The sequence below is a fragment of the Streptomyces sp. NBC_00457 genome (assembly GCF_036014015.1).
Lineage (GTDB): Bacteria > Actinomycetota > Actinomycetes > Streptomycetales > Streptomycetaceae > Streptomyces.
The window spans coordinates 10,489,805-10,513,419 of sequence record NZ_CP107905.1; the positions used below are offsets into that span (position 1 = coordinate 10,489,805).

Consider the following 23,615-nt stretch of genomic DNA (forward strand, 5'->3'; position numbering starts at 1 on the left):
TTTGACTTCGGCCTGAACGGCGCGGTCAGGGCGATTGCTCAGGTGCGCGGCGCCGTGGCCCGGATTCCGGCGAGCACCACGCCGACGATGCGCTCCGCGTCCGTGCGGGTGAAGGGGCGCATGCCGCGATTCACGATGAGGTGCACCGGGCCGGAGATCATCTCGCCGAGGAAGGAGCTGTCGACCTGGGGGAGTTCGCCCCGCTCGACGGCGGTGTCCACCCGTCGCTGCATGGCGGCCACGCGCTGGTCGAGGATCCTGGTCAGCGCCTGGACGGTGGAGCTGTGGCGGGCGGGCTGGATGGCCTGTTCGAGCGTCCGGCCGAACGGTGTTTCCAGACCGCCGGCGAGGGCCAGCAGGAAGTCCACCAGGTCCCGGTGGATGTCGCCGGTGTCGGCGACCGAGGCGAGATCCTCGGCGTAGCGCAGCAGGGCTTCGACCACCAGCTCCTCGCGGTCGGGCCAGTTGCGGTAGACGCTGGTCTTGTGCACGCCGGCGAACTCGGCGACCTCCTCGTAGCGGAAGCCCGCGATGCCGTCGCGCGCCACGAGTTCGACGGTCGCGTCGAGGATCTGCGCTCTCACGCGCGCGTTGCGGCCGCCGGGGCGCCGGGCAGGCGGCCGGTCAGCGGTCCCGTTGGCCATCGCCGCGCTCACCTCCTGTTCTGGCTCGGGTGCCGATTGTCGCCAGGTGCGGCGTTGCGGTGCAAGCCAGTGGGAAGTAGGCTCGCTAAAAGCGACAGTTTGTTTCTTTAGTCGTCGGACTGCCACGTCAGCGGCCTGCCCACCCCACCCCACCGCTCCGCCGGTTCGTCTGCCCGGCCGGCGAGCGGCAGCCGGTTCGATCGCCCACCCACCTCAGCGAAACCTGGAGCGCACACACGTGAACATCCTTGTCTCCGGAGCCGGTATCGCCGGACTCGCCTGCGCACTCGAACTCGGCACCCGCGGCCACGACGTCACCGTTGTCGAGTACGGCCGCCATCTCCGACTCACCGGCACACCCATCGACATCCGCGGTGACGCGATCGAGACCGCTGACAGGATGGGACTGCTCGCGAAGATCCAGAAACAACGGGTCCGGATGTCCGAGCTCACCCAGTTCGTCGACAGCGACGGCGAGCCGGTGGCCCGGATCCCGATGGCGGAGATCAGCGACTCCGACGACGACATCGAGCTCCTCCGCGAGGACCTCGTGCGTATCCTCGCCGACGCCCTCCCGGACACCGCGGCGATCCGCTTCGGCGACTCGATCGAGACACTGACCGACGGCGGCGTCGACGGCGGCGTCGACGTGCGTTTCGCCTCGGGCAGCACCGGGCGGTACGACCTCGTGCTCGGTGCCGACGGCCAGCATTCCGCGGTACGCAGGCTGGTGTTCGGGCCCGAGGAGGCCTACCTCCGACACCTCGGTGTCTACTTCGCCCTCGCCGACCACCCCGGCGAGACGCAGTCCGAGGGCGCCGACTCGATGCGCAACTCGATCTACAACGTGCCTGGCCGGATGGCAGGCCTCTTCCGGTACAACGGCAAAGCCGTTGCGGTCTTCCAGTTCCGCTCGGAACGGATCGACTACGACCACCACGACCTGGACGCCCAGAAGAAGATCCTCATCGACGCCTTCGCGGGCTACCGCTCGTGGCGGATCCCGGAGCTGCTCGATGCGGCCGTTGCCGATCCCGGCTTCTTCTTCACCTCCGCGAGCCAGATCCACCTGCCCACCTGGCACCGAGGCCGCGTCGCCCTCGTGGGGGACGCCGGATACAGCCCGGCCTTCCTGTCCGGCCGGGGCACCTCACTCGCACTCACCGGCGCCCGCTTCCTCGCCGAGGAACTCGAACGGTGCGGCAATGACCACACCACCGCCTTCGCACGGTACGAGGCCCGGCAGCGCCCCTATGTCACGTTCGCCCAGGACCGTGTCTACGGCGGTCGCGACCGCATGCTGCCGACGACCTGGGCTGCGATTGCCGCCCGCAACAAGGCACTGCGGGCATCAGGCACCGGTGCGCCCTGAACCCGGCGCGATGTGACTGGCTTCCGGTTCCCGGGCGTCATGCGGACAACGCCCAATGACCTTCGGTAAGTCCCGGAACGGGGCGTCCGCATGTTCCCCGGGACCTCACCCCCATCCGCTGGAGCGAATGCATAGTGGAAGACACGCTGGAAAAGCCCGTCCCCGGCACCCAAGAGCATCGCTGGAGCAAGCGGCTCATCATCTGGGCGGCCGTTCTCACCCTCGCCAACGTCCTGGCCGACGTGGCCATCGGCTCGCCCATGATGGTCATGCCCCAGTTACTGGAGCACCTCGACACCGACCAGGTCGCGTGGTTGAACGCGAGCGCGATGCTGGCCGGGGCCATCTGGTCGCCGCTGCTCGCGAAGAGTTCCGACCTCTTCGGCAAGCGCCGCATACTCATCGGCACGCTGCTCCTCTCTTGCGCAGGAGCGCTGGTCTGCCTCGCTGCCTCCAACGTCTGGATCTTCCTGGTGGGGCGCTTCCTCCAAGGCGCCGCCTTCGCCGCGGTCTTCCTCACGGTGGCCCTCGCACGCCAGATCTGCACCCCGCGGGTGGCGATGGCCCTGGTCGGGCTCGTGACGTCCGGCTCGTCGATCGTCGGAGTCATTGAGCCGTACCTGATGCAGCCCGTCATTGAAGAGCTCGGCTACCGCAGCGTGTTCATCACGGCGGCGCTGCTCGCTGCGGCGGCCGCGCTCTGCGTACGTTCCTTCATTCCCGAGTCGCCGATCCGCAGCACCGGCCGGGTCGACGTGCGCGGGGCGTTCCTGCTCGGCGGCGGACTCGGCGCGGTGCTCGCCTACATCAGTCTGGGGAGAGACCTCGGATGGCTGTCCGGGGGCATGATCACGCTGCTGGCGGCCGGTGCCGCCGCGTTGGCCGGCTGGGCGTTCCTCGCGCTGCGGGTCGACGAACCCATCATCGACATCCGGGCACTCTCCCGCCCGATCCTGCTGACGCTGTTGGCTCTGGTCCTGGCAGCAGGCTCGTTCCGAAGCCTGCTGCAGCTGACGGGTGTCGTCGCGCACGTGCCCCCCGACCTGGGGCTCGGTTACGGTCTTGGCGACGGAGAGTCGATCGCGGTGCTTCTCGCTACGCCCAATGCCGGCATCGTGATCGGCGGTACGTGCGCCGGATGGATCGCGGGGCGGTACGGTCCCGCACTGCCCCTCCTCGGCGGCATCGCCGTCGGAACAGCGGGGACCTTCGCGATGCTGGCGGGCGTATCGGCACTCCCGATGGCGATCGCCTGCGGCGCCGTGGTCGGCATGGCCGCCGGCGCGATCGGCGCCTCCGGGTACAACCTGGCGACCAGCTTCGTAGCGCCCGAGCGGCAGGGCACGATCGCCGGTCTGGTGTCGGTCGTGCTCGCTCTCGGCTCGGTCGTCTTCAACATCGCCGGCGGCGAGGTGCTCAGAGCGACCCGAACTGCCGCGACTTCTGCAGACGGTGCCCTGGTGAGCACGGCGACTGGCGTGTACCTCTACGTCGCGATGGCGGGGGTGCTCTTCGTCCTCGCCGCGGTGCCCGCGATCATGCTGGTCCGCAACCGGCCTGCCGCGCCGGCCGTACCCGGGGCACCGCAGCGTCCGGGTGCGCCTGCGGTCGGCCGGTAGCCCGCCGGCCCAGCCCGTTGGGGGAGCGGTATGCCTCGTCACCACTGCCACTGGTCGAACCTCGTGGCGAAACGGCCAGTTTCCGTCGTAGCGGGGCTCAGTGGCCTGCTTGATGCGGGCGGCATGCCGGGAACATCGTCGAGCTCATCGGCAGCCACGGTGATGTGGACTGATCGCCCGCCTGAGAGGTGGACTGCTGTAGCGCTGTGTGTGGGCTATGCGCAGGGTCCGTGGCACGAGCACTCCGGGCCGCATGCGCAGCCCTCCCGGTCGCCCGTCTCCCGCCCCGCTGCCTCGGCGAGGCCGGCCGGCACGGAGCAACAGGCGTCGCCCCGCCATGCCTGGCGTCCTTCTTTGACCGCGACGGCGGCGATGATCAGGGCGGCGGCCGGGTCGGCCCAGGTCCAGCCGAACAGGGAGTTGGCGAGCAGCCCGGCGAGCAGGACTGCGGACAGGTATGTGCACAGCAGGGTCTGTTGGGAGTCCGCCACGGCCGAGGCCGAGCCGAGTTCACGCCCGGCTTTGCGCTGGGCCGCGGACAGGAACGGCATCACCGCGAGGGACAGGGAGGCGAGCACGATGCCCGGGGTGGAGTGCGCGGCCTCGCGGGCGGCGGTCAGGGCGCGGCCGGAGTCGACGGTGACGTAGGCGGCGAGCGCGAAGAAGGAGACGGCGATGATCCGCAGGGTGGTCTTTTCGCGCGCCTGGCGGACGTGGTGCTCGCGGGCGGAGAACTGCCAGGCGACGGCCGCGGCCGAGGAGACCTCGATGACGGAGTCCAGGCCGAAGCCGATCAGGGCGGTGGAGGAGGCGGTCGTACCGGCGGTGATCGCGACGAACGCCTCGATGACGTTGTAGGTGATGGTGGCGGCGACCAGGAGCCGTATACGCCGGGCGAGTTGGGTGCGGCGCTGCGGGGCGGGTCCGACGGATATCTGCACCGCCATCAGCAGCAGTCCTTCTCGTCGGCGTCCGGGCAGGTCCGGTCGGCCTCGACGGCCACTACGGCGCCGCGCAGGTCGTCCAGGGCGTGGCCGAGGCGGGCGTCGGCCAGCTCGTAGCGGACGCGTCGGCCTACGGGGACGGTGACGACGATGCCGCAGTCGCGCAGGCACGCGAGATGGTTCGACAGCCGGGTGCGGGAGATCTCCAGGCGCTCGGCGAGGTCGGCCGGATGGGCGGGCGCCTCGCGGAGGGCGAGCAGGATGCGGCAGCGGATCGGGTCGGCGAGCGCGCGGCCGAAGCGGGCCAGCGCGTCGGTGTCGGAGGCGAGTTTCAGCACAGACATGACGGTACATGAAATCATGGATTCAGAGAATCCTGAATCCAGAGCTTCCGGGCAGCGAACTCGCCAAGGAGGCCAACTCCCCAGCTCAGGCGCGGCTTTGCGACGATGTGCCGCCGGACCGCCCAACGTTCCCGAAACGATCGGCGCTGCTCAGGCCGGTCGGCCGCGGTGTTCGAGAACTCGTTTTCGTAGTTCAGGCCGTAGGGCCAGAAGTGCCCACCACCGGTGGACAGCGTGGCGCCCGAGCCGTCGAACTGCTTGACCAGTGCCGTGGCCTGTGCGCCGCGCCAGGTTCCGCCGCCGGCGAGGTTGGACCAGCCCGAGCTCGTGCCCACGCCGATGGTGTGGGCGATCTAGTGCAGCGTGGTCCGCTCGGTCATGTAGCTGCGGTTGCCGAAGCGGATGATTCCCTTGATGTTCCCATCGACGGTCGGCACGCTACGGGTCGTAGCGGACGGTGATGCTCTTGCCCAGGTCGCTCAGGTTGTTGTACCGGGCGACCGCGGCGTTCATGGCCTTGGTGATGAGGTGGTACGCCGTCAGCTGGTCCTGAGTGGGGTTGCTCGCCCGCTCGAGGTTCCAGGTGATCTCGGCCGCCGCCACCTGTTGCCGGGATGCCGGGGCCGGACGGCACGGCCGTTGCCAGTGCGGCCATGACTACCTTGGTGCGCCAGGGGCGGAGTGCGTGCTGGGTGAGCTCCTGGGGTCGTCGTGGACTCATTGAGGGTCCTCCTGAGCGTGGAGTGTGGGGGTCGGGGGAGGTGTTGATTTGCCCAGGACGCTTTAGGGTTTCTCGAGGAGTTGGGAAAGTGCTTTCCGCTCGGCGGGACCCAGGAGTGGTTGAGGGCACGACGAAGCGCGGCCCGCCCTCGCGGCGGAGGCCGTACCACAGCGCACATCGGCTCCTGGCTGGGCCGTTGGAGGACGCGATCATGCTGCTGACCGGCGCGAGGAAGCTGTCCGCAAGTACAGACCCGCGTGGCTGGCTACCCGGCACCGCGACCCGCGACCTCGGCGGTCACCGCGTGCCACGGGCGCCTACATCGTCTGGAGCCCCGAACTCCGCGCGCCCAGGCCATGGTGACCCACGAGCCCGACACGATGACCACGGCCTGCAGCAGCCAGCCCGAAATACCGGCTGCACCCGTGTCATGGACCCCCGCGGTTCCCGGAACCCGGAGCCGGAGGATCTGCTCCGCCACGTCGACGATCAGCCGCGGCCCACGAGCGCGGCACGCCTGTCCCCAGCCAGAGGCGTGCCATCTTCGATCAGGCGGTTGTGTACGCGGCGCAGCAGCCAGCACCTTGAAGTGCCTTGCAGCCGGCCACCACCGCTCACTCCGTGTCCGACGCGTCGACGATGCCGCCCTTCTCGTCGACAGTGTGCGTGCGCCAGTACACGTCCCACTTGTCGTCGACCTGCTGCGGCACCTTGCCCTCGGGGTAACGCGTGTACCCCTCCGGCACCTTCTCGTCATCCTTGACGCACGCGGAGCCGGTGCCCCCGATGGTCATGACGGGGTACTCGCCGTCGCTGCAGATGGCCTCCTGAAGGGAGAGAGCGGAGCAGCCGCTGAGTGCGACGACTGCGACGGCTCCCAGGAGCGCGCCGGCGCCGAGCCGGAGATGTCGGGAAGCGGGGCGGGGGCGGCTGGCGCTGGAGGTCACGGTCGTCTCCTGTCGGTTGTTCGGTCTGCCTCCACTGTGGCGGGCGGTGAACGCCGGATCTTGAGTACGCGTACTCAGGCCGTGCCAGAGCCTGTACTCAACAGAGCTGATACAAGGCGTACTTGGCCGACTTGGAGCGCTGCGGTGATCGTCCCGTCAGGGCCCTCGATCCAGCGCCTCCATCCCAGTCGGTGTCGGCCACCCCCGTGCGCACCGCCCTCAGTGGCCGTACGGCGGCTCGAAGCAGCCGGTCTCCGGGTACGGGCCGTTGGCCTGCACGTTGTAGTTGGACCGCGGAACGAACGCCGTGACGCAGGCGTCGGCGTGGACGCGCAGGCCGACGAGGGTGCCCTCGGGGGTGACGTATCCGCCGTTCTCGTAGCGCGAGAACATCTCCCGGACAGTGATTCCCAATGTGGTTTGTCAAGGCGTGAGTTGACGTTCTGTGGTGTGGTCAGGCCGCTGCGTGGCGGGGTGCGGGCGGATCGGTGGTGAAGGTGCGTTGGTCGCGGATAAGGGCCCATAGGACGTCGAGGCGGCGTCGGGCCAGAGCGAGGACGGCTTGCTTGTGCGTCTTCCCCTCGCTGCGTTTGCGCTGGTAGAAGGCCTGGGAGGTGGGGCAGCTGCGGGCAGCGACCTGTGCGGAGAGGTAGAAGACCTGTAGTAGGCGCCGGTGGTAGCGGTGCGGACGGCGCATGTTGCCGCTGATCCGGCCCGAGTCCTTGGGAACCGGGGCGAGGCCCGCGACGCCGGCCAGGCGGGCTGGGGTGCCGAATGCGGCCAGGTCGCCACCAGTGCTGGCGATCAGCTCGGCGCCCAGAAGGGTGCCGATGCCGGGCATGCTCACGATGGTCTTGGCGTGCTGGTGCTGGCGGAACCGGTCCTCGATAGGCGCGTCAACGCGCGCGATCTCGGCGTCCAGGTCCATGACCGCGCGGGCCAGTGTGTGCGTCATGGCGGCCGCGGTCTTCTCGCCGGGGACCTGGGTGTGCTGGGCGTGGGCAGCCTCGACCGCAGTAGCCGCGATCACCGCGGCATTGCGCACGCTGCGGTTGGCGAGCCAGCCGGCCAGACGGCTCCTCCCGATTCGCCGCAGGGCAGCGGGGGCCTGGTATCCGGTCAGCAGAACCAGTGCGCCCTTCGAGGCGTTGTAGTCGAAGGCACGCTCCAACGCAGGGAAGAACTCCAGCAGTTGGGCACGCAGCCGGTTGATGGCTCGGGTGCGGTCGGCGGCCAGGTCGTAGCGGCGGGCGGTGAGGATCCGCAGGTCGACGGCGATCTCGTCCCCCTCCTGCAGCGGCTGGAGGTCGCGGCGCATACGGGCCTGGTCGGCGATCACCCAGGCGTCCTTCGCGTCGGTCTTCCCGTCGCCGCGGTAGGAGCCGGAGGCGTGGTGCACCGTGCGGCCGGGGATGTAGAGCAGGCGCTGACCCCGGCTGGCCAGCAGGGCTATCAGCAGTGCGGCTCCTCCTGCGTTGAGGTCCACCGCCCAGGTCACTGGCGATCCGTTGGCCAACTCGAGCACATTCCGGATCAATTCCAGCAGTTCGGGCTCGTTGTTGGCACGCGTCGCGAGAGCACCTTCACCCCGTCAGCGTCGATGACCGTGCAGTGGTGCTCGGCCTTGCCCGCGTCCGTTCCCGCCCACAGCTCAGGCAACTTCTGCCTCCTCGAAGGTCGCTGTCCTGGTCCCAGCAGACGACCACGCCAGCGTGTCCCTACGAAGCGACTGAACCGCGTATCCCAATCAGTGGCCGTGTCGTCGCGGGACCCGGGCGGCCAATCACTGAAAGCCACGACCTTCGGCATGAGCCTTTTGAGCCACACCCGGACCCCTGGGGACTCCCGATCCTACGAATGATCGGGACCGACCCCACCACCAAGGTAGGGAGCCTTTTCAGCGTGGCTACTGATCGGATGACGGCGTCGGTGCCCGCAACGCACAAGGCTCCCGTGCCGTTGGAGGAGGTGTTCGAAGTCTCAACCCACCGGCGCAGGAGCCCTGTTGGTTGCCTATCCTGCCGCACTCGACCTGCCTCACAAGCTCGTCGAGTGAGTCTCAATGACGGTGTCAAGCCGATTGGGTGGCTGGTGGGGTGGGCGTGAAGTGCCTCTTGTCACGGAGCATGGCCCATAGGACGTCGACTCGGCGGCGTGCGAGGGCCAGCAGTGCCTGGGTATGGATCAGTCCTTCGGCGCGTTTCTTGAGGTAGTAGTCCCGGGAGGGTCCGGGGCGCATCATGGCGGTTTGGGCGGCCATGTAGAAGACGTGTCGCAGGCGGCGGTGGTAGCGCTTGGGCCGGTGGTGGTTGCCGGTCCGGCGGCCGGAGTCGCGTGACACCGGGGCCAGTCCCGCGTGGGCGGCCAGGCGGCCGGCGTCTGCGTAGCTGGACAGGTCTCCGACGATGGCGAGGAACTCGGCCCCGAGGATGGGTCCCATGCCAGGGAGCGATTCGATGACTTCGGCGCGCTCGTCAAGGCGGAAGGCTTCGCGGATCTCCCGGTCGGTGTCTTTGATGCATTCGTCGAGCATGAGGAGTTGGTGTGCGAGGTCGCACACGAGTTTGGCGGCTCGCTTTTCGCCCGGCAAAGCAGTCACCTGGGACTGGGCTGCCTCGACCGCGCGGGCGGCGACATCGGCTGCACTGCGGACCGTACGTCGTGCCAGCCAGTCCGCGAGGCGTTTGGCGCCGGCTCGCTGCAGGGCGGCCGGGGTCTGGTACTCGGTGAGCATGACGACCGGTCCCTTGGCGGCGGAGTAGTCGAAGGCGCGCTCCAGAGCGGGGCAGATGCCTACCAGGGCGTCGCGCAGGCGGTTGATCAGTCGTACCCGGTCGGCGACCAGATCGGCTCGATGCGCGGTGAGCAACTGGAGGTTGGCCATGGTCTCGTCCGGGAGGCTCAGGAGTGTGAAGTCCCGGCGCATACGCGCGGTGTCGGCGATGACCAGGGCGTCCTTCGCGTCGGTCTTCCCTTCGCCGCGGTAAGCGCCGGACATCCGGTTGACCGTGCGTCCAGGCACGTACACCACGCTTTGGCCGTTGGCGATCAACAGTGCAAGCAGCAGCGTCGAGGCCCGGCCGCAGATGTCGACCGCCCATCGCACCTCGTTGGCCATCTCGCACGCTGCGACGATCAGGTCCAGGATCTCGTCTTCACCGTTGACGACCTTCCTCGAAAGTACCTTCTCTCCGGTGGCGTTGACTCCGACAGCCCAGTGATGGGCCTTGCCGGCGTCGATGCCGACCCAGACTTGCTCATGATGTTCCGTCACCGTCATCGCTCCGTTCCCAAGGAAGCAGCGCCTTCAGGGTCCGGGAACACTCCGCCGCCAAGCCCTTAACCAGCGATGACCGCAGTTCTCAATCAGCGGCCGGAGCGTCCCGGAGAACCGGGCAGCCACTCACTCGGAGCCATCAACGGCAGGTCACCATCAGCTACACCCAGTCCTCCCGGACCACAACCATTCTTAAGGGATCACGATGCTCATCGTCACCCGTGAGGGTGACCGCCGCTGCAAGCTTCCACCGCACCAGCGTGCTCTGGTCGGTCTGGTGTACCTGCGCCGGCACGACACCCTCACGCAGATCGCGGCCGGCTTCGGTATCGCTGTCGGCACCGCCCACGCTTACGCGAGAGCGGTCATCGATCTGCTGGCCGACCGCGCGCCCGGGCTGCTGCGCACCCTGCGCGAGGCCGATCCCGAGTACGTCCTGCTGGACGGCACCCTCGCCGAATGCGACCGGGTCGGCGACAGTCGTGCCGACTACTCCCACAAGCACCGCCGGCACGGGGTGAACGTGCAGCTGGTGACCGACCCGGCCGGACGGCTGCTGTGGATCTCGCCCGCGGTGCCCGGCCGCGCCCACGATCTGACCGCAGCCCGCGCCCACCGGATCATCCGGATCTGTGAGCGCCAGGGCGTCCCGGACCGTGCCTACATCGGAGCCGGCCCGTGGGTGACGACGCCCCTGAGACGGCCGCCGGGCAGCGACCTCACACCAACGCAGCGAACCGTCAACCGCGCCCTGTCCGCTGCACGCGCACCGGTCGAGCGCGGCGTCGCACGACTGAAGTCCTGGCGGATCTTCCGTAGGGCCCGATTGCAGCCCGAATCGAATGTCGTCAACTCTCCTCCGCCGTCCTCACCCTGGAACGGCACCGCTGAAAGAGCTCACTGGATGACCAACCTGCCCGCCACCACTCCCGTCGCCGATCTGGTGCGCGGGGCCAAGATGCGCTGGCGCATCGAGCACGACTACCGGGAACTCAAACACGGCCTGGGCCTGGACCACTTCGAGGGCCGCACCTGGCGCGGCTGGCACCACCACGTCACCCTCGTCACCGCCGCACAGGCCTTCCTCACCCTGCGGCGTTACGACCCAAAAAGCCCGCACAGGGGCCTGAGTCTCTACCAAGTCCTCGACGCGTTACAGGATCTGCTGCGGTGCTGGGACGGCACCTGCACCACCTGCGGCCGCCCCCTCACCAGAACAAGAACCTAACGAAGCACTACTAGTGTCCTGCGCCAGTAGTTGATCGTTAGTTGGTGTGTGACTTCTACTGCTGGTGCGTCAGTTCCTCGTCGGGGCCCGAAGCTGCAGCCGTTGCTGCTGTCTGATGACGAGCGGGCGGTGTTGGAGCGGTGGACGCGTCGGGCAACATCGGCCCAGGCCCTGGCCCTGCGAGCGCGGATCGTGCTGGCGTGCGCGGGGCCGGAAGTACCGCCGATTGTCGCGGTCGCCCGCGAGTTGCGGGTGGCCGCGGACACGGTCCGCAAGTGGCGGCGGCGCTTCCTCACCCAGCGGCTGGACGGACTGGTCGACGAGCCCCGACCGGGCCGGCCGCCCACCATCAGCGTCGATCAGGTGGAAGCCGTCGTGGTCACCACGCTGGAACAACTGCCCAAGAACGCCACCCACTGGTCGCGGAAATCGATGGCGCAACACAGCGGCCTGTCGAAGTCCACGGTCGGCCGGATCTGGCGGCAGTTCCAGCTCAAGCCGCATCTGGCGGACACCTTCAAGTTGTCGACCGACCCGTTGTTCGTGGAGAAGGTCTACGACGTCGTGGGCCTGTACTTCAACCCGCCCGAGGGGGCGGTGGTGCTGTCGGTGGACGAGAAGTCGCAGATCCAGGCCCTGGACCGGTCCCAGCCGGTGCTGCCGATAATGCCGGGCATGCCCGAGCGGCGCACCCATGACTACGTGCGCAACGGGCTGACCACCCTCTTCGCTGCCTTCGACGTCGCCACCGGTGAAGTCATCACCGCCCTGCACCGTCGGCACCGGGCTGCGGAGTTCAAGAAGTTCCTGATCCGGATCGACAAGGAGGTGCCCGCACAGCTGCAGGTCCACCTGATCGTGGACAACTACGGCACCCACAAGACTCCAGCGATCAAGGCCTGGCTGGCGAGACACCCGCGCTTCGAGCTGCACTTCACCCCGACCGGCTCCTCGTGGATCAACCAGGTCGAGCGGTGGTTCGGCTACCTCGCGCACCAGATGATCCGCCGCGGCGCACACAAGAACATCCAAGCCCTCGAGGCCGACATCCGCGCCTGGGTCAAGGACTGGAACGAAGACCCTAAACCGTTCATCTGGACCAAGACCGCCGAAGAGATCCTCGACTCCCTCGCCCGCCTCTGCCGACGGATCTCTGGCGCAGGACACTAGGTGAAAGAGCGCGGTTCGAAGCTGATCCCTCCGCGGTCGGCCATCCGTAGCACTCGCCTGCCGTATCGCGGCGGTTGGCGCAGGTGAAGGGTGAAACTCCAGGCGCTGAACTTCAGGAGGAAGCCGGTGCCCTCCAGGTGCCACCGCCTCTCACTGCGGGGGAGCGTCGGCCCTACCTGTTGCAGCCTCCTCATTTGCAGCGGCAGTTGGATGGAGCGCAGGTCGCCGGATATCGGCCCCATGCAGTCGAAGACCAGCGTGGCCGGTGAGACCCAGAACTTGACGTCCCGCCAGGGCGACGGCGGCTCGACCCGGCGCACGATGTAATCGAGGTCGAGGTGCAGTTGCAGGGCCGACGGTGCGGTGTCATCGATGTCGTCCTGCTCGAGGAACTCCTCGGGGGTCAGGTCGTCGGGCGGGCCCTCGTCGTCGGTGACGGCGAGGGCGTGGATCTGGCACGAGTCAAACGACATCGCGTCAAGGTCCCGCTCCGTCCAAGTGGCCTTGCTCAAGCCTGACTCGGGGTGGACCACCATCTGCATACCGCGAGTATCGGCCAACACGAGCACATCGCAATAGGGATCACGACTCCAAACGCGGCCTAGTCCAGCAGATTCGGGAAGCCGTTGCCTGCTGGGACAGTCATCCCGCTACCCGACTCGTGTCACTCTTGCCCGTCCTGGGCCGCCTGGCAGGCATTGCCGGGGCGGGCCTCCCGCCCGTCTTGCCCTCGCCCACCTAGGGCGTGTTTCGAAGTGCTGGTGTCGTGTGACACCGGAGCTTGAACGGTGTGCCGGTGCTCGGGCAGGCTCACGTGCATGGTCTCGGTGTTGCAGAACGTGGCGATCGACTGTGCGGATGCCTATGAGCTGGCCCAGTTTTGGAGCGAGGTGACCGGTTGTCTGCTGCATCCAGAGGACAAACCGGGCGACCCGGAGATTGACGTGATGCTGCCGGAGGGCCCGCTGCTGCACTTCAACCAGGTGCCAGAACCAAAGACAGTCAAGAACCGGATCCACCTGTGTCTGCGCCCGAAGACCTCGCGCGAGGAGGAGGTCAAGCGGCTGCTGAGCCTCGGTGCCACCCTCGTCGCCGATCGCCGAGAACCCGATGGCGCGGGCTGGGCCGTCCTCGCAGACCCTGAAGGCAACGAATTCTGTGTTCTCCGTAGCGAGTCTGACCGCGCTGCGATGTCTTCTTGAGGCTCACCCACAAGGTCGGGAGCCCTGCTGATACTGGTCACAGCCACTCGTTGATGGCCGCGACCAGCACGGTCGCTTCGTAGCGGACGGCGAGCTTGTCATAGCGGGTGGCGACCGCACGGTGGCGCTCGAGGCGATTGATCCCGCACTCGACCGCGTGGCGCTCGCGGTAGTCGGCCTTGTCGAACTTCGGGGGCCGACCTCCGCGGGAGCCCCGCTTCTTGCGGTTCGCAATGTGGTCGCGTTTCTCCGGGATCGTGCAGCTGACCTTGCGTCGCCGCAGGTAGGCCCGGTTCGCCCGCGACCCGTACGCCTTGTCCGCACGGACCTTGTCCGGCCGGGTGCGAGGACGGCCCGCCCCGAGCCGGGGCACACGGATACCTTCGAGGACCGCCTGGAACTGCGGGGAGTCGCCGCGCTGGCCGGCGGTGATGACGACGGACAGCATCTTCTGGGCCTGCTCGACCGCCAGGTGGAGCTTGGTGGTCAGTCCGCCGCGGGAGCGCCCGAGCCCGTGGTCGTCGGGCTCGGCGAAGACGCCCCCAGGCGGCTCGATCTGCAGATCCCCTTTTTGCGGGCGCCCGCCACGTGCTGGTGGGCGCGGGTGATCGTGGAGTCCACCGAGACGTCCCAGGTGATCAACCCTTTCGCGTCCGCGCGGGCCTGGAGCTGTTCGAGGATGCGGTGCCAGGTGCCGTCGCGCTGCCAGCGCCGGAAGAGGCTGTACACCGTCTCCCATGGCCCGTACCGCTCGGGCAGGTCCCGCCACGGCATGCCCGTACGAGTCCGGAACCGTATCCCGTTGATCAGCTGCCGTTTCGTGTGCACCGGCGGCCGACCGGGCTTGATGCCCTTCGGCAACAGCGGTTCCAGCACCGCCCACTGCGCATCCGTCAGATCACCCCGAGCCATGAGACGTGATCATGACACGACCTTGATCCACTTTGAAAACAGACCCTAGATGAACGAGTCCGATGAGTGTGCTGGTCGCGACCATGACGAAGGACGCCCGTTGGTGAGTGTGTGAAGACAGACCTGGACGCCCTTCTGGCGGCACTCTACGTGTTCATCGACGACCACGTGGCGCCTTGTCGCCGGATCGGACGGCCCCCGAAACTCACGGACGCCGAACTGCTGTGTCTGGCGGTTGCCCAGGTCCTGCTCGGCTTCTCCTCCACACGGCACTGGATCCGTTTTCGCCCATGCCCGGCTCGGACACCTCTTCGGCTACCTGCCCCAGCAGTCGGCCTACAACAAGCGCCTCAACGCCGCCGGACCGCTGGTCAGCCACGGGATCGAGATACTCGCCCGGCAGGTGCCGACCTGGCACGACAGCCTCCGGCTGATCGACTCCACCCCTCTGCCTTGCGCGGCCTCCCGCGAGGCCGTCAAGCGCTCCGAGTTGGCCGGGCACGCCGGATACGGCTACTGCCGTAGCCACTCCCGCTTCTTCTGGGGGTTCCGGCTCTACCTGGTCACCACCGCCGAAGGCATGCCCGTCACCTGGTGCCTGGCCCACCCTGAACTCGGGGAACAGGAGGTGATGGCCGCGCTGCTGGAACGCGACCACCGCCTGGTCCGGGCCGGGCAGGTGATCCTGGCCGACAAGGGCTTCGCCGGCCGGGAGTTCGAAGCCTTCGTCACCGACCGGCTCGGAGCCCACCTGGTACGGCCGGACCGCAAGGACGAACCGGCCCGCTTCGGCAAGATCGCCCGTGTCCGCCAATGGATCGAAGCCGTCATCGACACGCTCAAAGGCCAGCTCAGCCTGGAACAGCACGGCGGCAGAACCCCAGCCGGTGTGTTCGCCCGCACCGCCCAACGCCTGCTCGCCCTGGTAACCGCGATCTGGCACAACTGGAACACCGGAGCCACGGTCAAACGCTCGCTGATTGCGTACGACCACTGAAGACATCGGACTCGGCTAGCGGGGCGGTCTGACCTCGCGGCGCTGGACGGCCGCAGCGCCTCCAAGGGTGTCGAGGAGGTCGGCGAGCAGAGCGCGGGCGGCGTCGAGGGCCGTGGTGCCGAAGCGCTGCCGGAGGCGTTCTTCTAGTGCTGCCCGGGCATGGCGGGCGGCGGCGACGGCTTCGTGGCCGCGGGGGGTGAGCGTGACGCGGCGAATGCGGGCGTCGTGGGGGTCCGGGAGGCGTTCGGTGTAGCCCAGGCGCTCGAGTTCGGCGACCGCTTTAAAGAGCGTTTTGTCCCGGCGAGGTTGTTTGGTTCGAGGTTCAGGTGTGGCGCCAGTTCGGGGTGGATTCGCGGGTGAGCCGACGGCTTATGAGGTCGATCATTGCGATGTGGATTATGGCTTCGGAGCGGTGCGGGTGCCTCTCGTAGTCGCGGGCGAGGCGGCGGTGGTGCATGAGCCAGCCGAGGGTGCGCTCGACCACCCAACGCCGGGGGATCACTTTGAACCCTTTGGTGCCGGGATCGCGTTGGACGACCTGGACATCGATGCCGAGACGGGCGCCGTGGTCGATGGCTTTGGTGCGATAGCCGGTGTCGGCCCACGCCTTGGTCACGCGGGGGCTTGTGGTGGCGATCTGCGAGAGCAGGTGGATGCCGCCGGTGTTGTCGGAGACGCTGGCGGCGGTCACCCAGACGGCCAGCAGCAGGCCGAGGGTGTCGACACCGAGGTGGCGCTTGCGGCCTGCGATTTTCTTGCCCGCATCGATGCCTTGGCCGGCCGCGGGGACGTTGGCGGAGGTCTTGATGCTCTGCGCGTCCAGCACGCAGGCGCTTGGCTCGGCATCCCGGTTTTCGGCCTCGCGCACCAGGCGCCGCAGGAGGCCGTTGAGTTGGTCGAAGATGCCCTCCTTCTGCCAGGCGGCGAAGTAGCCGTAGACCGTCTCCCACGGTGCGAAGTCGTGCGGCAGGTACCGCCAGGGAATCCCGGTGCGGTCGACGTAGAGGATGGCGTCCATGATGCGGCGCAGATCGTGCTCGGGCGGGCGGCCGATGTCCAGGCCCTTGCCTCTGCGCTCGGCCCGCCAGGCGGTGAGTGCGGGACCGATCAACTCCCAGCGGGCATCGGAGAGATCGCTGGGATAGGGGCGGTGTGGCGGCATGTTTCGTTAGTACCGTCGGACATGGCTTGTCCCCAGGGCGCAAACGGCGGTAATCGGGGGCGCCTTGGGATCAGACAGGAGCGACTCGACCTAAACGGGCAGAGATGCGGCGTCTGCTGTCACACAGCCCGCCTTGAGCACGCTCGCCTCACCGGTCTCATATCCACTCGCCGCCCGAAGCGCCACCAAACAACCTCGCCGGGACAAAACGCTCTTTTAGACATCGTTTCTTTTGGTGGCAGCCTGATCGGCCTGGCTGCCAGGATGGTCGGTATGGAGCTTCCCAACGACACCGTGCTCGTCTTCGACCAAACGGAAGACCTTTGCGTCTTCACGTCCTTCGTCCACGCAGCGAACTGGCTCGAGGCGATCGATGTTGCGGAGGGCGAGTACACAGCGGCCTACACCCCAGGCGGGGGCATCGTGGCCCTGACAGCTCCAAAAGGCTGGAGAGGCCCGGTACTTCTGGCGCGGACCGATCGGACTGACCTGGCAGAATTGGATCGTCGAGTAGCCCGCTACTGGGAAATCCATCAGGTGGGTCGGCCCTCTTACGACCCGGCGCAGACGGCACGGTTCTTGATCGACAGGGAGAACCGGCCGCAGAAGAGGTGGAAGAAGCGGCTTGCCGATGCCGTCAGCCGTGATGCCCGCAGCGGGGACAGGGGCGACGTCACCCGCTAGCGATCGGTCGACCTGGCCATGCGGCGGTGGCAGATGAGGGCTGCGGCTATGCCGACGAACGCGAGGAAGTGCTCCGGCTTCCGCTCGTAGCGGCGATGCAGGCGCCGACAGCCTGCCAGCCAGGACACGGTCCTCTCAACCACCCAGCGATGACGGCCGAGTCGCTTGGACGACTCGATGCCCTTACGGGCGATGCGGTGGCGAATACCCCTCTGACGGAGCCATTTGCGCAGGTGGTCGTAGTCGTAGCCCTTGTCGGCGTGGAGCTTGGCAGGGCGTCGGCGGCGGGGTCCGCGGCGGGAGCGGATGGGCGGAATCCCGCGCACGAGCGGCTTCAGGCCAAGGCTGTCGTGCATGTTGGCGCCGGAGATTCCCAGCGATAGCGGCAGACCGTTCCGGTCCGTGATGAGGTGGATCTTCGATCCCAACTTGCCGCGGTCGGTCGGATTCGGTCCGGTCAGTGGCCCCCTTTTGCAGCCCGGACACTGACCGAGTCGATGGCGCACCGCGACCAGTCCATCTCACCTCGGCTGCCGAGTTCGTCCAGGATCACGCGGTGGAGCCGGGCCCATACCCGGTCCCGGCTCCACTGGGCAAAACGCCGGTAGACAGTCGGCCAGGCCGGTCCGAACACCGGCGGCAACTGCCGCCAGGTGCAGCCCGACGTGGCCACGAAAATGATCGCAGCGAGCGTTTCGCGGTCACCCACCCGCCGCCGGCCCCCGCCCTGCGGGCGCTTCACCTCTATCGACGGCACTACCCGCCGGAACAGCACCCACAATTCCTCCGGCACCAGCCGCTCAACCAAATCCCTCATGCCCGGTTCAACGGACGATCAGGCCATAAGAAACGGTGTCTAAGCTTGTTCTTTTTCTTCCGGCCTCGAACGGTGTCTCGTACTGAGTCGCTCACCTGAGGGTTTGCCGGACGTGGGGGCGGCCTTCGTCTGATCCTGTGCTCCGACCAAGGTGCACGTGACCAAGACGAAGGCCGTGAGGGTGAGTCTGCTGCCTGATGGTGTGCGGAGGGATGCGTTCGCGGAAGCGTCACGCTTCCGGGGCGAGTTCTACGAGTGTCTGACCGCTCGGCGCGACGAGTTGTTCGAGCTGACGGATGCGGTGCTGTGTGCGGACGGGGCAGTGAAGTCCCCGGTGGACCTGACGCTGCTGCCCGAGCATCGGCGTGGGCACGGAGCGATGTACGGAGGCCTGAACCACGGCCGGATCGATGTCGGCCGGGTGCGGACGGTGCTGGCCGGGTTGTCGCTGCCGCGGTTCGACGGCGGGCGTCTGGTCCTGGCCGTCGATGTGTCGCCATGGCTTCGTTCGGACGCGCCGTGCTCGGCCGAGCGGCTGTTCTGCCATGTCTATGGCCGGGCGAAGACGGCGTCGCAGTTCATCCCGGGCTGGCCCTACTCCTTCGTCGCCGTCCTGGAGCCGGGTGCCACCTCTTGGACAGCGATCCTGGACGCGGTCCGGCTCGGACCGGTGGACGACGCCACCGCGGTCACCGCCGCCCAGCTGCGGGGAATCGTTGAACGGCTCATCGCCGCGGGTCAGTGGCGGGCCGGAGACCCGGACATCGTGATCGTCAGCGATGCCGGCTACGACGTCACCCGCCTGGCCTGGGTCCTACGCGATCTGCCGGTCGAGCTGGTCGGCCGGGTCCGCTCCGACCGCGTCATGAGACTGCCGAAGCCGCCTCGTGTCTACGACCCGAAGGGCGGCCGGCCGCCAAAGCACGGTCCGGAATTCCGCTTTGCCAAGCCGGAGACCTGGCCCGAGCCCACGATCACCACGGTCACCGCCACGACCAACTACGGCAAGGCCCAGACGCAGGCATGGGACCGGGTCCACCCAAGGCTCACCCACCGCTCCTCATGGCTCGACCATGATGGTGAACTGCCCTTGGTGGAGGGCACGTTGATCCGGTTGAAGGTCGAGCATCTGTCGAAGGACCGTGATGCCCCGCCGGTGTGGTTATGGTCCTCCAAGACCGGCGTCACTCCGGACGACGTGGACCGTTTCTGGCAGGCATTTCTCCGCCGCTTCGACCTGGAGCACACCTTCCGCTTCGCGAAGCAGACCCTCGGCTGGACCACTCCGAAGCTCCGTACTCCCGAGGCGGCGGACCGCTGGACCTGGATCCTGATCGTCGCTCACACTCAGCTCCGGCTCGCCCGGCCCCTCGCCGAGGACCTCCGCCGGCCCTGGGAGAAACCCACCCCTTCCGACCGGCTCACCCCTGCCCGGGTCCGCCGGGGGTTCAGGAACATCCGCGCTCACCTCGCCTGCCCGACCCGTGTTCCCAAACCTCGAGGCGCCGGCCCAGGACGGCCACCTGGCGCCAGGAACAAACACCGGGCACCCCGATACGACGTCGGCAAGACCGTCAAACGGCCCGAGACCCTCAAGGCCATCGGCAAGCCTGGCAGGTCCTGGTAGATAAAGAACAAGCTAAGCCTGAGTAGGAAGGTTGCCGTCGTCGGCGGGACCGGAGTGGTGGGATCCATCCTGGTCGGCCAGCTGACACGGCAGGGACACTCGCCGGTGGTGGACCGGCGCACCGGGGATGACAACGACGGATCGTTGACCCACCGCAGATATGGGTGCCCGCTGCCGGATTGAGCTGGCAGGACGGCCTGATGCTCGGGAGAACTGTCGCTCCTCCAACCTCACATTCGAGGAACGGCCCCGGCCTATCGACGCCGCGCGGGAGCCTGTGAGGGTGACCTTGTGATCGCGCTCGCCGACCGCACCCGGGGTGGGGCGAAGAACCGCACGCCCCTCGACGTCGGGCGGGTTGCCGTCGCCCTGGACGGCCTCACTGACCGGCACCTGTTGCCCGATGATGCGGAGCCCGTCGTAGCAGCCAAGATCGACAGCGAGAGCAAGGCGGATTGGGCCCGAGGTGACCGCCTGGTGCCGCTGCGCGGTCGTCGAGTTCATCCCCGACCCGGTTGCGGTCAGCGTCGACGGTTCCATCCCAGAACACCTAGCGGGTGCTCAGTCTTCGTCGGCAGCGTCGTCCTCAACGGCGTCCGGGTCCCGGAAGGGGCGCAGGCCTTTGCCAGGGCCGCTGGCCTTGATGTTGAACAGGTAGCGGCCCAGGAAGTTGACGTGCCGGTCCTTGAGCGGGGAGAGGCGGGCGACGTCCTCGCCCTTGACGTCGTGGCCCTCGGCGCGAAGCTGGGCAACGGCGGCGTCGAGGTACCGGGTGTTCCACACGAGGACCGCTGCTACGGTCAGGCGATCCGTCTCGCGTCCGACTGGAGGTTCCATGACCAGAACGTCACTTTCCAGCAGTGGTCGCCCGAGGACCCCGAAGGGCCCTGGCTGTTGATGTTCGTCATCGGGTCCACGATCCAGTTCGGCGGTTCCGGCGGCATGAGGGGCACGGCCGGGTCGGTCAGCGGCCTGCGGGGCACCTGGATCAGGATCGTCACCCGGCTGAAGCTCGCCGGCGACGGCCAGGGCGCGTTCGAGGTGTGGCTGAACGGCACGAGGACGGTGAGCCGCACCGGCATCACCGTCTTGCCGTCCACCTCGCGGACGATCCGCTGGTCCAGCGGGATCTACTGCACCGCCTGGCGCGATGGGACGCCGAGCGGCCCGCGGACGCTGACGGTCCTGCATGACAACCACAGGATCGCCTCGTCCTATGCCCTTGCCGAACCGGCCAACTGGGCTTGACGCACCTGTCGTTTGAGCTTCACCGCACTGTCGGGTGGCCGGCGGGTGTCTTGGGCTGGTGGGTGGCTGCTGCTGCGGGCGTGTCGTAGTGCGGTGCTCCCCGCCTGCCGGGCGGAGCGCCTGCCGGCGGGCGGGGAGCGTTTGTTGTGGGGGTGGTGGGTGGGTGGTGGGTGTCGGTGGTTTTCGTGGCCGGTGTCTGCGCCTGTGCTGCCGTGTACTGCTGTGCTCCGCGTCGGCTGGGACACGTGTGCTGGTGTGGGGGATGGTCTGTGCCCGGTGGGGTGTGGTCCGTCGCCGGGGTCAGGTTCCGGATCGGTGTCGTGCGGGTGCCTGTGGACGGGCGGTGTGTTGGGGGTGCTGGTTGGGCGGTGTTGTGTGGTGCGGGCGTGTGTGGGCGGCTGTTATCGGGTGGTGGCCATTTCGGTGTCTTCTGTCTTGTCGGGGGTGTTGGGGGTGTGGGGGGTGTTGGGTGGGGGTGGTGTTGTGGGGGCCGCGTAGGAGGATGTAGGCGAGGAGTACGGCCATGATGGCGACGCCTGCCCACATGGACTGCTGCCATCCGTCGACGTAGGACTGCTGTGCGGCGTGGATGAGGTCTGGTGCGTGGGGGCCGGCGCTGGTGGATGCCTCGATGGCGTTGGCGATGCCGTCTTGGGCGGTGTCGGCGGTTTTTTCGGGGATGTTGTCGAGGCGGTCGTCGATGGCGTTGCGGTAGCCGGCTGTGAGGATGGCGCCGAGCAGGGCGACGCCGAGTGCGGTGCCGAATTCGCGGGTGACGTCGTTGAGGGCGGAGGCGACGCCTTGTTTTTCCTGGGGCAGTGAGCGGGTGAGGGCTTCGGTGGAGGGCACCATCGACAGGCCCATGCCGATGCCCATGAGGATGATGCCGGGCAGGATTTTCAGGTAGCCGTCGTCGACGGAGACGAACAGGGCCATGAGGGCGAGGCTGGCGCCGGTGAGTGCGATTCCGGTGGCCATGGTGGAGCGGGGGCCGATGCGTGCGGCCATTTTGGGGGCCACGTTGGCGGATGTCATGATCCCGATGGCCAGGGGCATCAGTGCCGCCGCGGACAGCAGTCCCGACCAGTCGAGCACGGCCTGGAGGTAGGGGAAGAGGACGACTTGGACGCCGCCCTGGACAGCGAAGACGACGACCAGGGTGATCGAGCCGCCGGACAGGCCGCGCTCGCGGAAGAGGCGTACGTCCAGCAGTGCGGCGCCTTGGCGGCGCAGTTCCCAGAACACGAATCCGGCCGCGGCGGTGAGGCCGACGGCGAGGCCGGCCAGGGTCAGAGGCTGGCTCCAGCCGCTCTCGGGTCCTTCCTGCAGGACGAAGATGAGGCCGACGACGGCGACGGTGGAGGTCACTGCGCCGACGGTGTCGAAGGCGTGGGGGGAGCGCTCGTGGGAGTTGGGCACCGATTTCAGGGTCAGGGCCAGGGCCACGGCCACCAGGGCGACGGGCAGGGCGAACAGCCAGCGCCAGTCGGCGACGTCGGTGAGGAAGGCGGAGAGGAACATGCCCAGGACGCCGCCGCCTCCGGCGACGCCGGTCCACACGCCGATCGCCTTGCCGCGCTGCTCCTCGGGGAACGTGGAGGTGATCACGGCCAGGGTGATGGGCATGATCATTGCTGCGCCGATGCCGGCGGCCAGACGCGCGGCGAGCATCAGCTCGGCGGTGGGGGCCAGGGCCCCGGCGATGCTGGCGAGGCCGAAGAGGGCCAGTCCGGCGATCAGCATGGGTTTGCGGCCCAGGCGGTCACCGATCGCGCCGAGCGGCAGCAGCAGCGCGGCCAGGGCCAGGGTGTAGATGTTGATGATCCACAGGACGGTGTCCTGCGAGGCGTCGAACTCGACGGCCATTTGCGTCTGGGCGACGATCAGTCCGGCCACGGACGCGATGACGGCCATCAGCGCTATCGAGACGGCGGTCAGGATCGCGCGCAGCTGACGTGCATCCGGCACGCCCCCGCCGCTCCCGTCAGGGGGTGCCGCCTGTGCAGGGTTCGTACTCATGGATTCCTCTCGAAAAGGGGCGTGCAGGATCGGTGCAGTCGGGTCGGGGTGGCGCCCTGTGGTGCGGCGCGAGCCGTGCCGGCGCCGGCGGTGCCGGCGCAGGGCGGCCGGGGTGCCGGCCTGGGGCGGTCGCGTCGGGGGTGTTTCCCCCGCCCCGGCGCCCCGCCTGTCGGTGGTGGCGGCCCTGCCGGGGCCGAAGCGGCGCCTGATGGTGTCGGGCAGCTCCTTTACCGGCAGGTTCGGGCCGTCCAGGCCCTGGGTGTGGGCCTGTACCGGGGCTGGGCACTCGCGCGGATGCGGGGGGCCGCGACTGCGCGGTCGGTGCGGGGTGCTCATGCGGTGCGGCCGCCCTGGCTGGTCACCGGCTTCGGGTGCCGAAGCCGGTGACGGGGATGCCGACCGCCCCATCCGTCCCACCTGTCAGACCCGTCAGGCCCGTCGGGCCCGTCGGCCCTGTCAGGCCCGTCAGTGCCGGCCGGCGATTTTTGACAGCCATAAGTAAATGGTAGTCAGTCTCGCTTGAGAGTCGGTGGAGATTGGGTGGAACTCGCCATTCCGCGGCCGGTGGGGGCCGGTGTGGCGCTGAAGGGAGCAGCAGGTCGGCGCCGTCCCGGCGCGCTGTTGGGTGAGGCGGAACCGCGGGATCCTCAACGCCCGCCGCGCCCGCCGCGCCCGCTGTGT

At 68.2% G+C, this 23,615-nt stretch carries 21 protein-coding genes and 5 pseudogenes; 10 read left to right on the forward strand and 16 right to left on the reverse strand.

The genetic code is table 11. The features are described from left to right. Positions 1 to 38 precede the first annotated feature (38 nt). Entirely contained in the window at positions 39 to 644 is a 606-nt protein-coding gene (locus OG828_RS47910) for a TetR/AcrR family transcriptional regulator (RefSeq protein WP_328442250.1), read from the reverse strand. Between the two features lie 238 nt (positions 645 to 882). Here OG828_RS47910 and OG828_RS47915 point away from each other — a divergent pair, with 238 nt between their 5' ends. Beyond that, positions 883 to 2,016, forward strand: a complete 1,134-nt coding sequence (locus OG828_RS47915) for an FAD-dependent monooxygenase (RefSeq protein WP_328371428.1) — start codon at positions 883 to 885, stop codon at positions 2,014 to 2,016. A gap of 134 nt (positions 2,017 to 2,150) precedes the next feature. Further along, positions 2,151 to 3,635: an MFS transporter gene (locus tag OG828_RS47920; protein WP_328371431.1), complete on the forward strand. Its 1,485-nt coding sequence runs from the start codon at positions 2,151 to 2,153 to the stop codon at positions 3,633 to 3,635. 215 nt (positions 3,636 to 3,850) lie between these two features. Here the strand turns inward: OG828_RS47920 and OG828_RS47925 are convergent, their stop codons facing one another. The 8 genes and pseudogenes from OG828_RS47925 to OG828_RS47955 form a co-directional block, all read right to left on the reverse strand. Further along, the gene (locus OG828_RS47925; RefSeq protein WP_328504755.1) at positions 3,851 to 4,582 is read right to left on the reverse strand and encodes a cation transporter; all 732 of its coding nucleotides are present in this window, start codon (positions 4,580 to 4,582) and stop codon (positions 3,851 to 3,853) included. Further along, positions 4,582 to 4,917 (reverse strand): ArsR/SmtB family transcription factor, encoded by a 336-nt coding sequence (locus tag OG828_RS47930; protein WP_328504849.1) that lies wholly within the window; start codon positions 4,915 to 4,917, stop codon positions 4,582 to 4,584. The genes OG828_RS47925 and OG828_RS47930 overlap by 1 nt, the downstream gene beginning before the upstream one ends. 20 nt (positions 4,918 to 4,937) lie before the next feature. Continuing rightward, positions 4,938 to 5,258 carry a hypothetical protein gene (locus OG828_RS49815; RefSeq protein WP_443062484.1) on the reverse strand — a complete coding sequence of 107 codons (321 nt, stop codon included), beginning with the start codon at positions 5,256 to 5,258 and terminating at the stop codon, positions 4,938 to 4,940. A gap of 103 nt (positions 5,259 to 5,361) precedes the next feature. Beyond that, positions 5,362 to 5,526: a hypothetical protein gene (locus tag OG828_RS49820; protein WP_443060254.1), complete on the reverse strand. Its 165-nt coding sequence runs from the start codon at positions 5,524 to 5,526 to the stop codon at positions 5,362 to 5,364. A 732-nt stretch (positions 5,527 to 6,258) separates the two neighbouring features. Next, positions 6,259 to 6,591 carry an SCO0607 family lipoprotein gene (locus OG828_RS47940; protein ID WP_328504756.1) on the reverse strand — a complete coding sequence of 111 codons (333 nt, stop codon included), beginning with the start codon at positions 6,589 to 6,591 and terminating at the stop codon, positions 6,259 to 6,261. Between the two features lie 219 nt (positions 6,592 to 6,810). Continuing rightward, positions 6,811 to 6,984: a hypothetical protein gene (locus tag OG828_RS47945; protein ID WP_328371440.1), complete on the reverse strand. Its 174-nt coding sequence runs from the start codon at positions 6,982 to 6,984 to the stop codon at positions 6,811 to 6,813. Positions 6,985 to 7,045: 61 nt separating this feature from the next. Then, positions 7,046 to 8,250: pseudogene (locus OG828_RS47950) on the reverse strand (IS110 family transposase). A gap of 412 nt (positions 8,251 to 8,662) precedes the next feature. Continuing rightward, complete coding sequence (locus OG828_RS47955) at positions 8,663 to 9,871, reverse strand: IS110 family transposase (RefSeq protein WP_328504757.1); 1,209 nt, start codon at positions 9,869 to 9,871, stop codon at positions 8,663 to 8,665. Between the two features lie 202 nt (positions 9,872 to 10,073). Between OG828_RS47955 and OG828_RS47960 the strand changes: the two are divergent. From OG828_RS47960 to OG828_RS47970, 3 genes and pseudogenes are all read left to right on the forward strand, one after another. Beyond that, positions 10,074 to 10,759, forward strand: a pseudogene (locus OG828_RS47960) (transposase family protein). Then, a pseudogene (locus OG828_RS47965) lies at positions 10,740 to 11,034 on the forward strand (IS701 family transposase); the annotation flags it as partial. The pseudogenes OG828_RS47960 and OG828_RS47965, both read left to right, overlap by 20 nt. Positions 11,035 to 11,144: 110 nt before the next feature. Beyond that, complete coding sequence (locus tag OG828_RS47970; RefSeq protein WP_328499797.1) at positions 11,145 to 12,266, forward strand: IS630 family transposase; 1,122 nt, start codon at positions 11,145 to 11,147, stop codon at positions 12,264 to 12,266. Here the strand turns inward: OG828_RS47970 and OG828_RS47975 are convergent. Beyond that, positions 12,263 to 12,739, reverse strand: a complete 477-nt coding sequence (locus OG828_RS47975; RefSeq protein WP_328504758.1) for a hypothetical protein — start codon at positions 12,737 to 12,739, stop codon at positions 12,263 to 12,265. The genes OG828_RS47970 and OG828_RS47975 overlap by 4 nt on opposite strands. Before the next feature lie 345 nt (positions 12,740 to 13,084). On the opposite strand from OG828_RS47975, the gene OG828_RS47980 reads away from it, so the two are divergent. Further along, positions 13,085 to 13,468 carry a VOC family protein gene (locus tag OG828_RS47980; RefSeq protein WP_328504759.1) on the forward strand — a complete coding sequence of 128 codons (384 nt, stop codon included), beginning with the start codon at positions 13,085 to 13,087 and terminating at the stop codon, positions 13,466 to 13,468. A 37-nt stretch (positions 13,469 to 13,505) separates the two neighbouring features. On the opposite strand, the gene OG828_RS47985 is transcribed toward OG828_RS47980, so the two are convergent. After that, a protein-coding gene (locus tag OG828_RS47985; RefSeq protein ID WP_443062485.1) for an IS5 family transposase occupies positions 13,506 to 14,380 on the reverse strand; the annotation gives its coding sequence in 2 pieces (ribosomal slippage) (positions 13,506 to 13,988 and positions 13,991 to 14,380; 873 coding nt in all). Between the two features lie 111 nt (positions 14,381 to 14,491). On the opposite strand from OG828_RS47985, the pseudogene OG828_RS47990 reads away from it, so the two are divergent. Next, positions 14,492 to 15,377: pseudogene (locus OG828_RS47990) on the forward strand (IS982 family transposase). A 15-nt stretch (positions 15,378 to 15,392) separates the two neighbouring features. On the opposite strand, the pseudogene OG828_RS49825 reads toward OG828_RS47990, so the two are convergent. Then, positions 15,393 to 15,656 (reverse strand): annotated as a pseudogene (locus OG828_RS49825) (hypothetical protein); the annotation flags it as partial. A gap of 43 nt (positions 15,657 to 15,699) precedes the next feature. Further along, positions 15,700 to 16,539 (reverse strand): IS5 family transposase, encoded by an 840-nt coding sequence (locus OG828_RS47995; RefSeq protein ID WP_328502964.1) that lies wholly within the window; start codon positions 16,537 to 16,539, stop codon positions 15,700 to 15,702. Between the two features lie 273 nt (positions 16,540 to 16,812). On the opposite strand from OG828_RS47995, the gene OG828_RS48000 reads away from it, so the two are divergent. Then, positions 16,813 to 17,223 (forward strand): hypothetical protein, encoded by a 411-nt coding sequence (locus OG828_RS48000; RefSeq protein WP_328504760.1) that lies wholly within the window; start codon positions 16,813 to 16,815, stop codon positions 17,221 to 17,223. Here the strand turns inward: OG828_RS48000 and OG828_RS48005 are convergent. Continuing rightward, positions 17,220 to 18,040, reverse strand: a protein-coding gene (locus OG828_RS48005; RefSeq protein WP_328504761.1) for an IS5 family transposase whose coding sequence is annotated in 2 segments (ribosomal slippage) — positions 17,220 to 17,683 and positions 17,683 to 18,040 — 822 coding nt in all. Because the reading frame shifts where the segments join, the coding sequence is not laid out codon by codon here. The two genes, OG828_RS48000 and OG828_RS48005, sit on opposite strands and share 4 nt — an antisense overlap. Before the next feature lie 181 nt (positions 18,041 to 18,221). Between OG828_RS48005 and OG828_RS48010 the strand changes: the two genes are divergently transcribed. Beyond that, complete coding sequence (locus OG828_RS48010; protein WP_328442637.1) at positions 18,222 to 19,667, forward strand: NF041680 family putative transposase; 1,446 nt, start codon at positions 18,222 to 18,224, stop codon at positions 19,665 to 19,667. 561 nt (positions 19,668 to 20,228) lie between these two features. Here OG828_RS48010 and OG828_RS48015 read toward each other — a convergent pair. Beyond that, positions 20,229 to 20,504 (reverse strand): Tn3 family transposase, encoded by a 276-nt coding sequence (locus OG828_RS48015; RefSeq protein WP_328504762.1) that lies wholly within the window; start codon positions 20,502 to 20,504, stop codon positions 20,229 to 20,231. On the opposite strand from OG828_RS48015, the gene OG828_RS48020 reads away from it, so the two are divergent. Then, on the forward strand, positions 20,394 to 20,915 hold the full coding sequence (locus OG828_RS48020; protein ID WP_328504763.1) for a heparin lyase I family protein: 522 nt from the start codon (positions 20,394 to 20,396) through the stop codon (positions 20,913 to 20,915). The genes OG828_RS48015 and OG828_RS48020 overlap by 111 nt on opposite strands. 300 nt (positions 20,916 to 21,215) lie before the next feature. On the opposite strand, the gene OG828_RS48025 is transcribed toward OG828_RS48020, so the two are convergent. Continuing rightward, complete coding sequence (locus OG828_RS48025; RefSeq protein WP_328504764.1) at positions 21,216 to 22,934, reverse strand: MFS transporter; 1,719 nt, start codon at positions 22,932 to 22,934, stop codon at positions 21,216 to 21,218. Between the last annotated feature and the right edge of the window lie 681 nt (positions 22,935 to 23,615).

Bases quoted from the DNA above. Each gene is read 5' to 3' on its own strand.
- OG828_RS47910 (WP_328442250.1), bottom strand. From the start codon at position 644: ATGGCCAACGGGACCGCTGACCGGCCGCCTGCCCGGCGCCCCGGCGGC.
- OG828_RS47925 (WP_328504755.1), bottom strand. From the start codon at position 4,582: ATGGCGGTGCAGATATCCGTCGGACCCGCCCCGCAGCGCCGCACCCAA.
- OG828_RS47945 (WP_328371440.1), bottom strand. From the start codon at position 6,984: ATGTTCTCGCGCTACGAGAACGGCGGATACGTCACCCCCGAGGGCACC.
- OG828_RS47955 (WP_328504757.1), bottom strand. From the start codon at position 9,871: ATGACGGTGACGGAACATCATGAGCAAGTCTGGGTCGGCATCGACGCC.
- OG828_RS47975 (WP_328504758.1), bottom strand. From the start codon at position 12,739: ATGTCGTTTGACTCGTGCCAGATCCACGCCCTCGCCGTCACCGACGAC.
- OG828_RS47980 (WP_328504759.1), top strand. From the start codon at position 13,085: ATGGTCTCGGTGTTGCAGAACGTGGCGATCGACTGTGCGGATGCCTAT.
- OG828_RS47995 (WP_328502964.1), bottom strand. From the start codon at position 16,539: ATGCCGCCACACCGCCCCTATCCCAGCGATCTCTCCGATGCCCGCTGG.
- OG828_RS48000 (WP_328504760.1), top strand. From the start codon at position 16,813: ATGGAGCTTCCCAACGACACCGTGCTCGTCTTCGACCAAACGGAAGAC.
- OG828_RS48015 (WP_328504762.1), bottom strand. From the start codon at position 20,504: ATGGAACCTCCAGTCGGACGCGAGACGGATCGCCTGACCGTAGCAGCG.
- OG828_RS48025 (WP_328504764.1), bottom strand. From the start codon at position 22,934: ATGAGTACGAACCCTGCACAGGCGGCACCCCCTGACGGGAGCGGCGGG.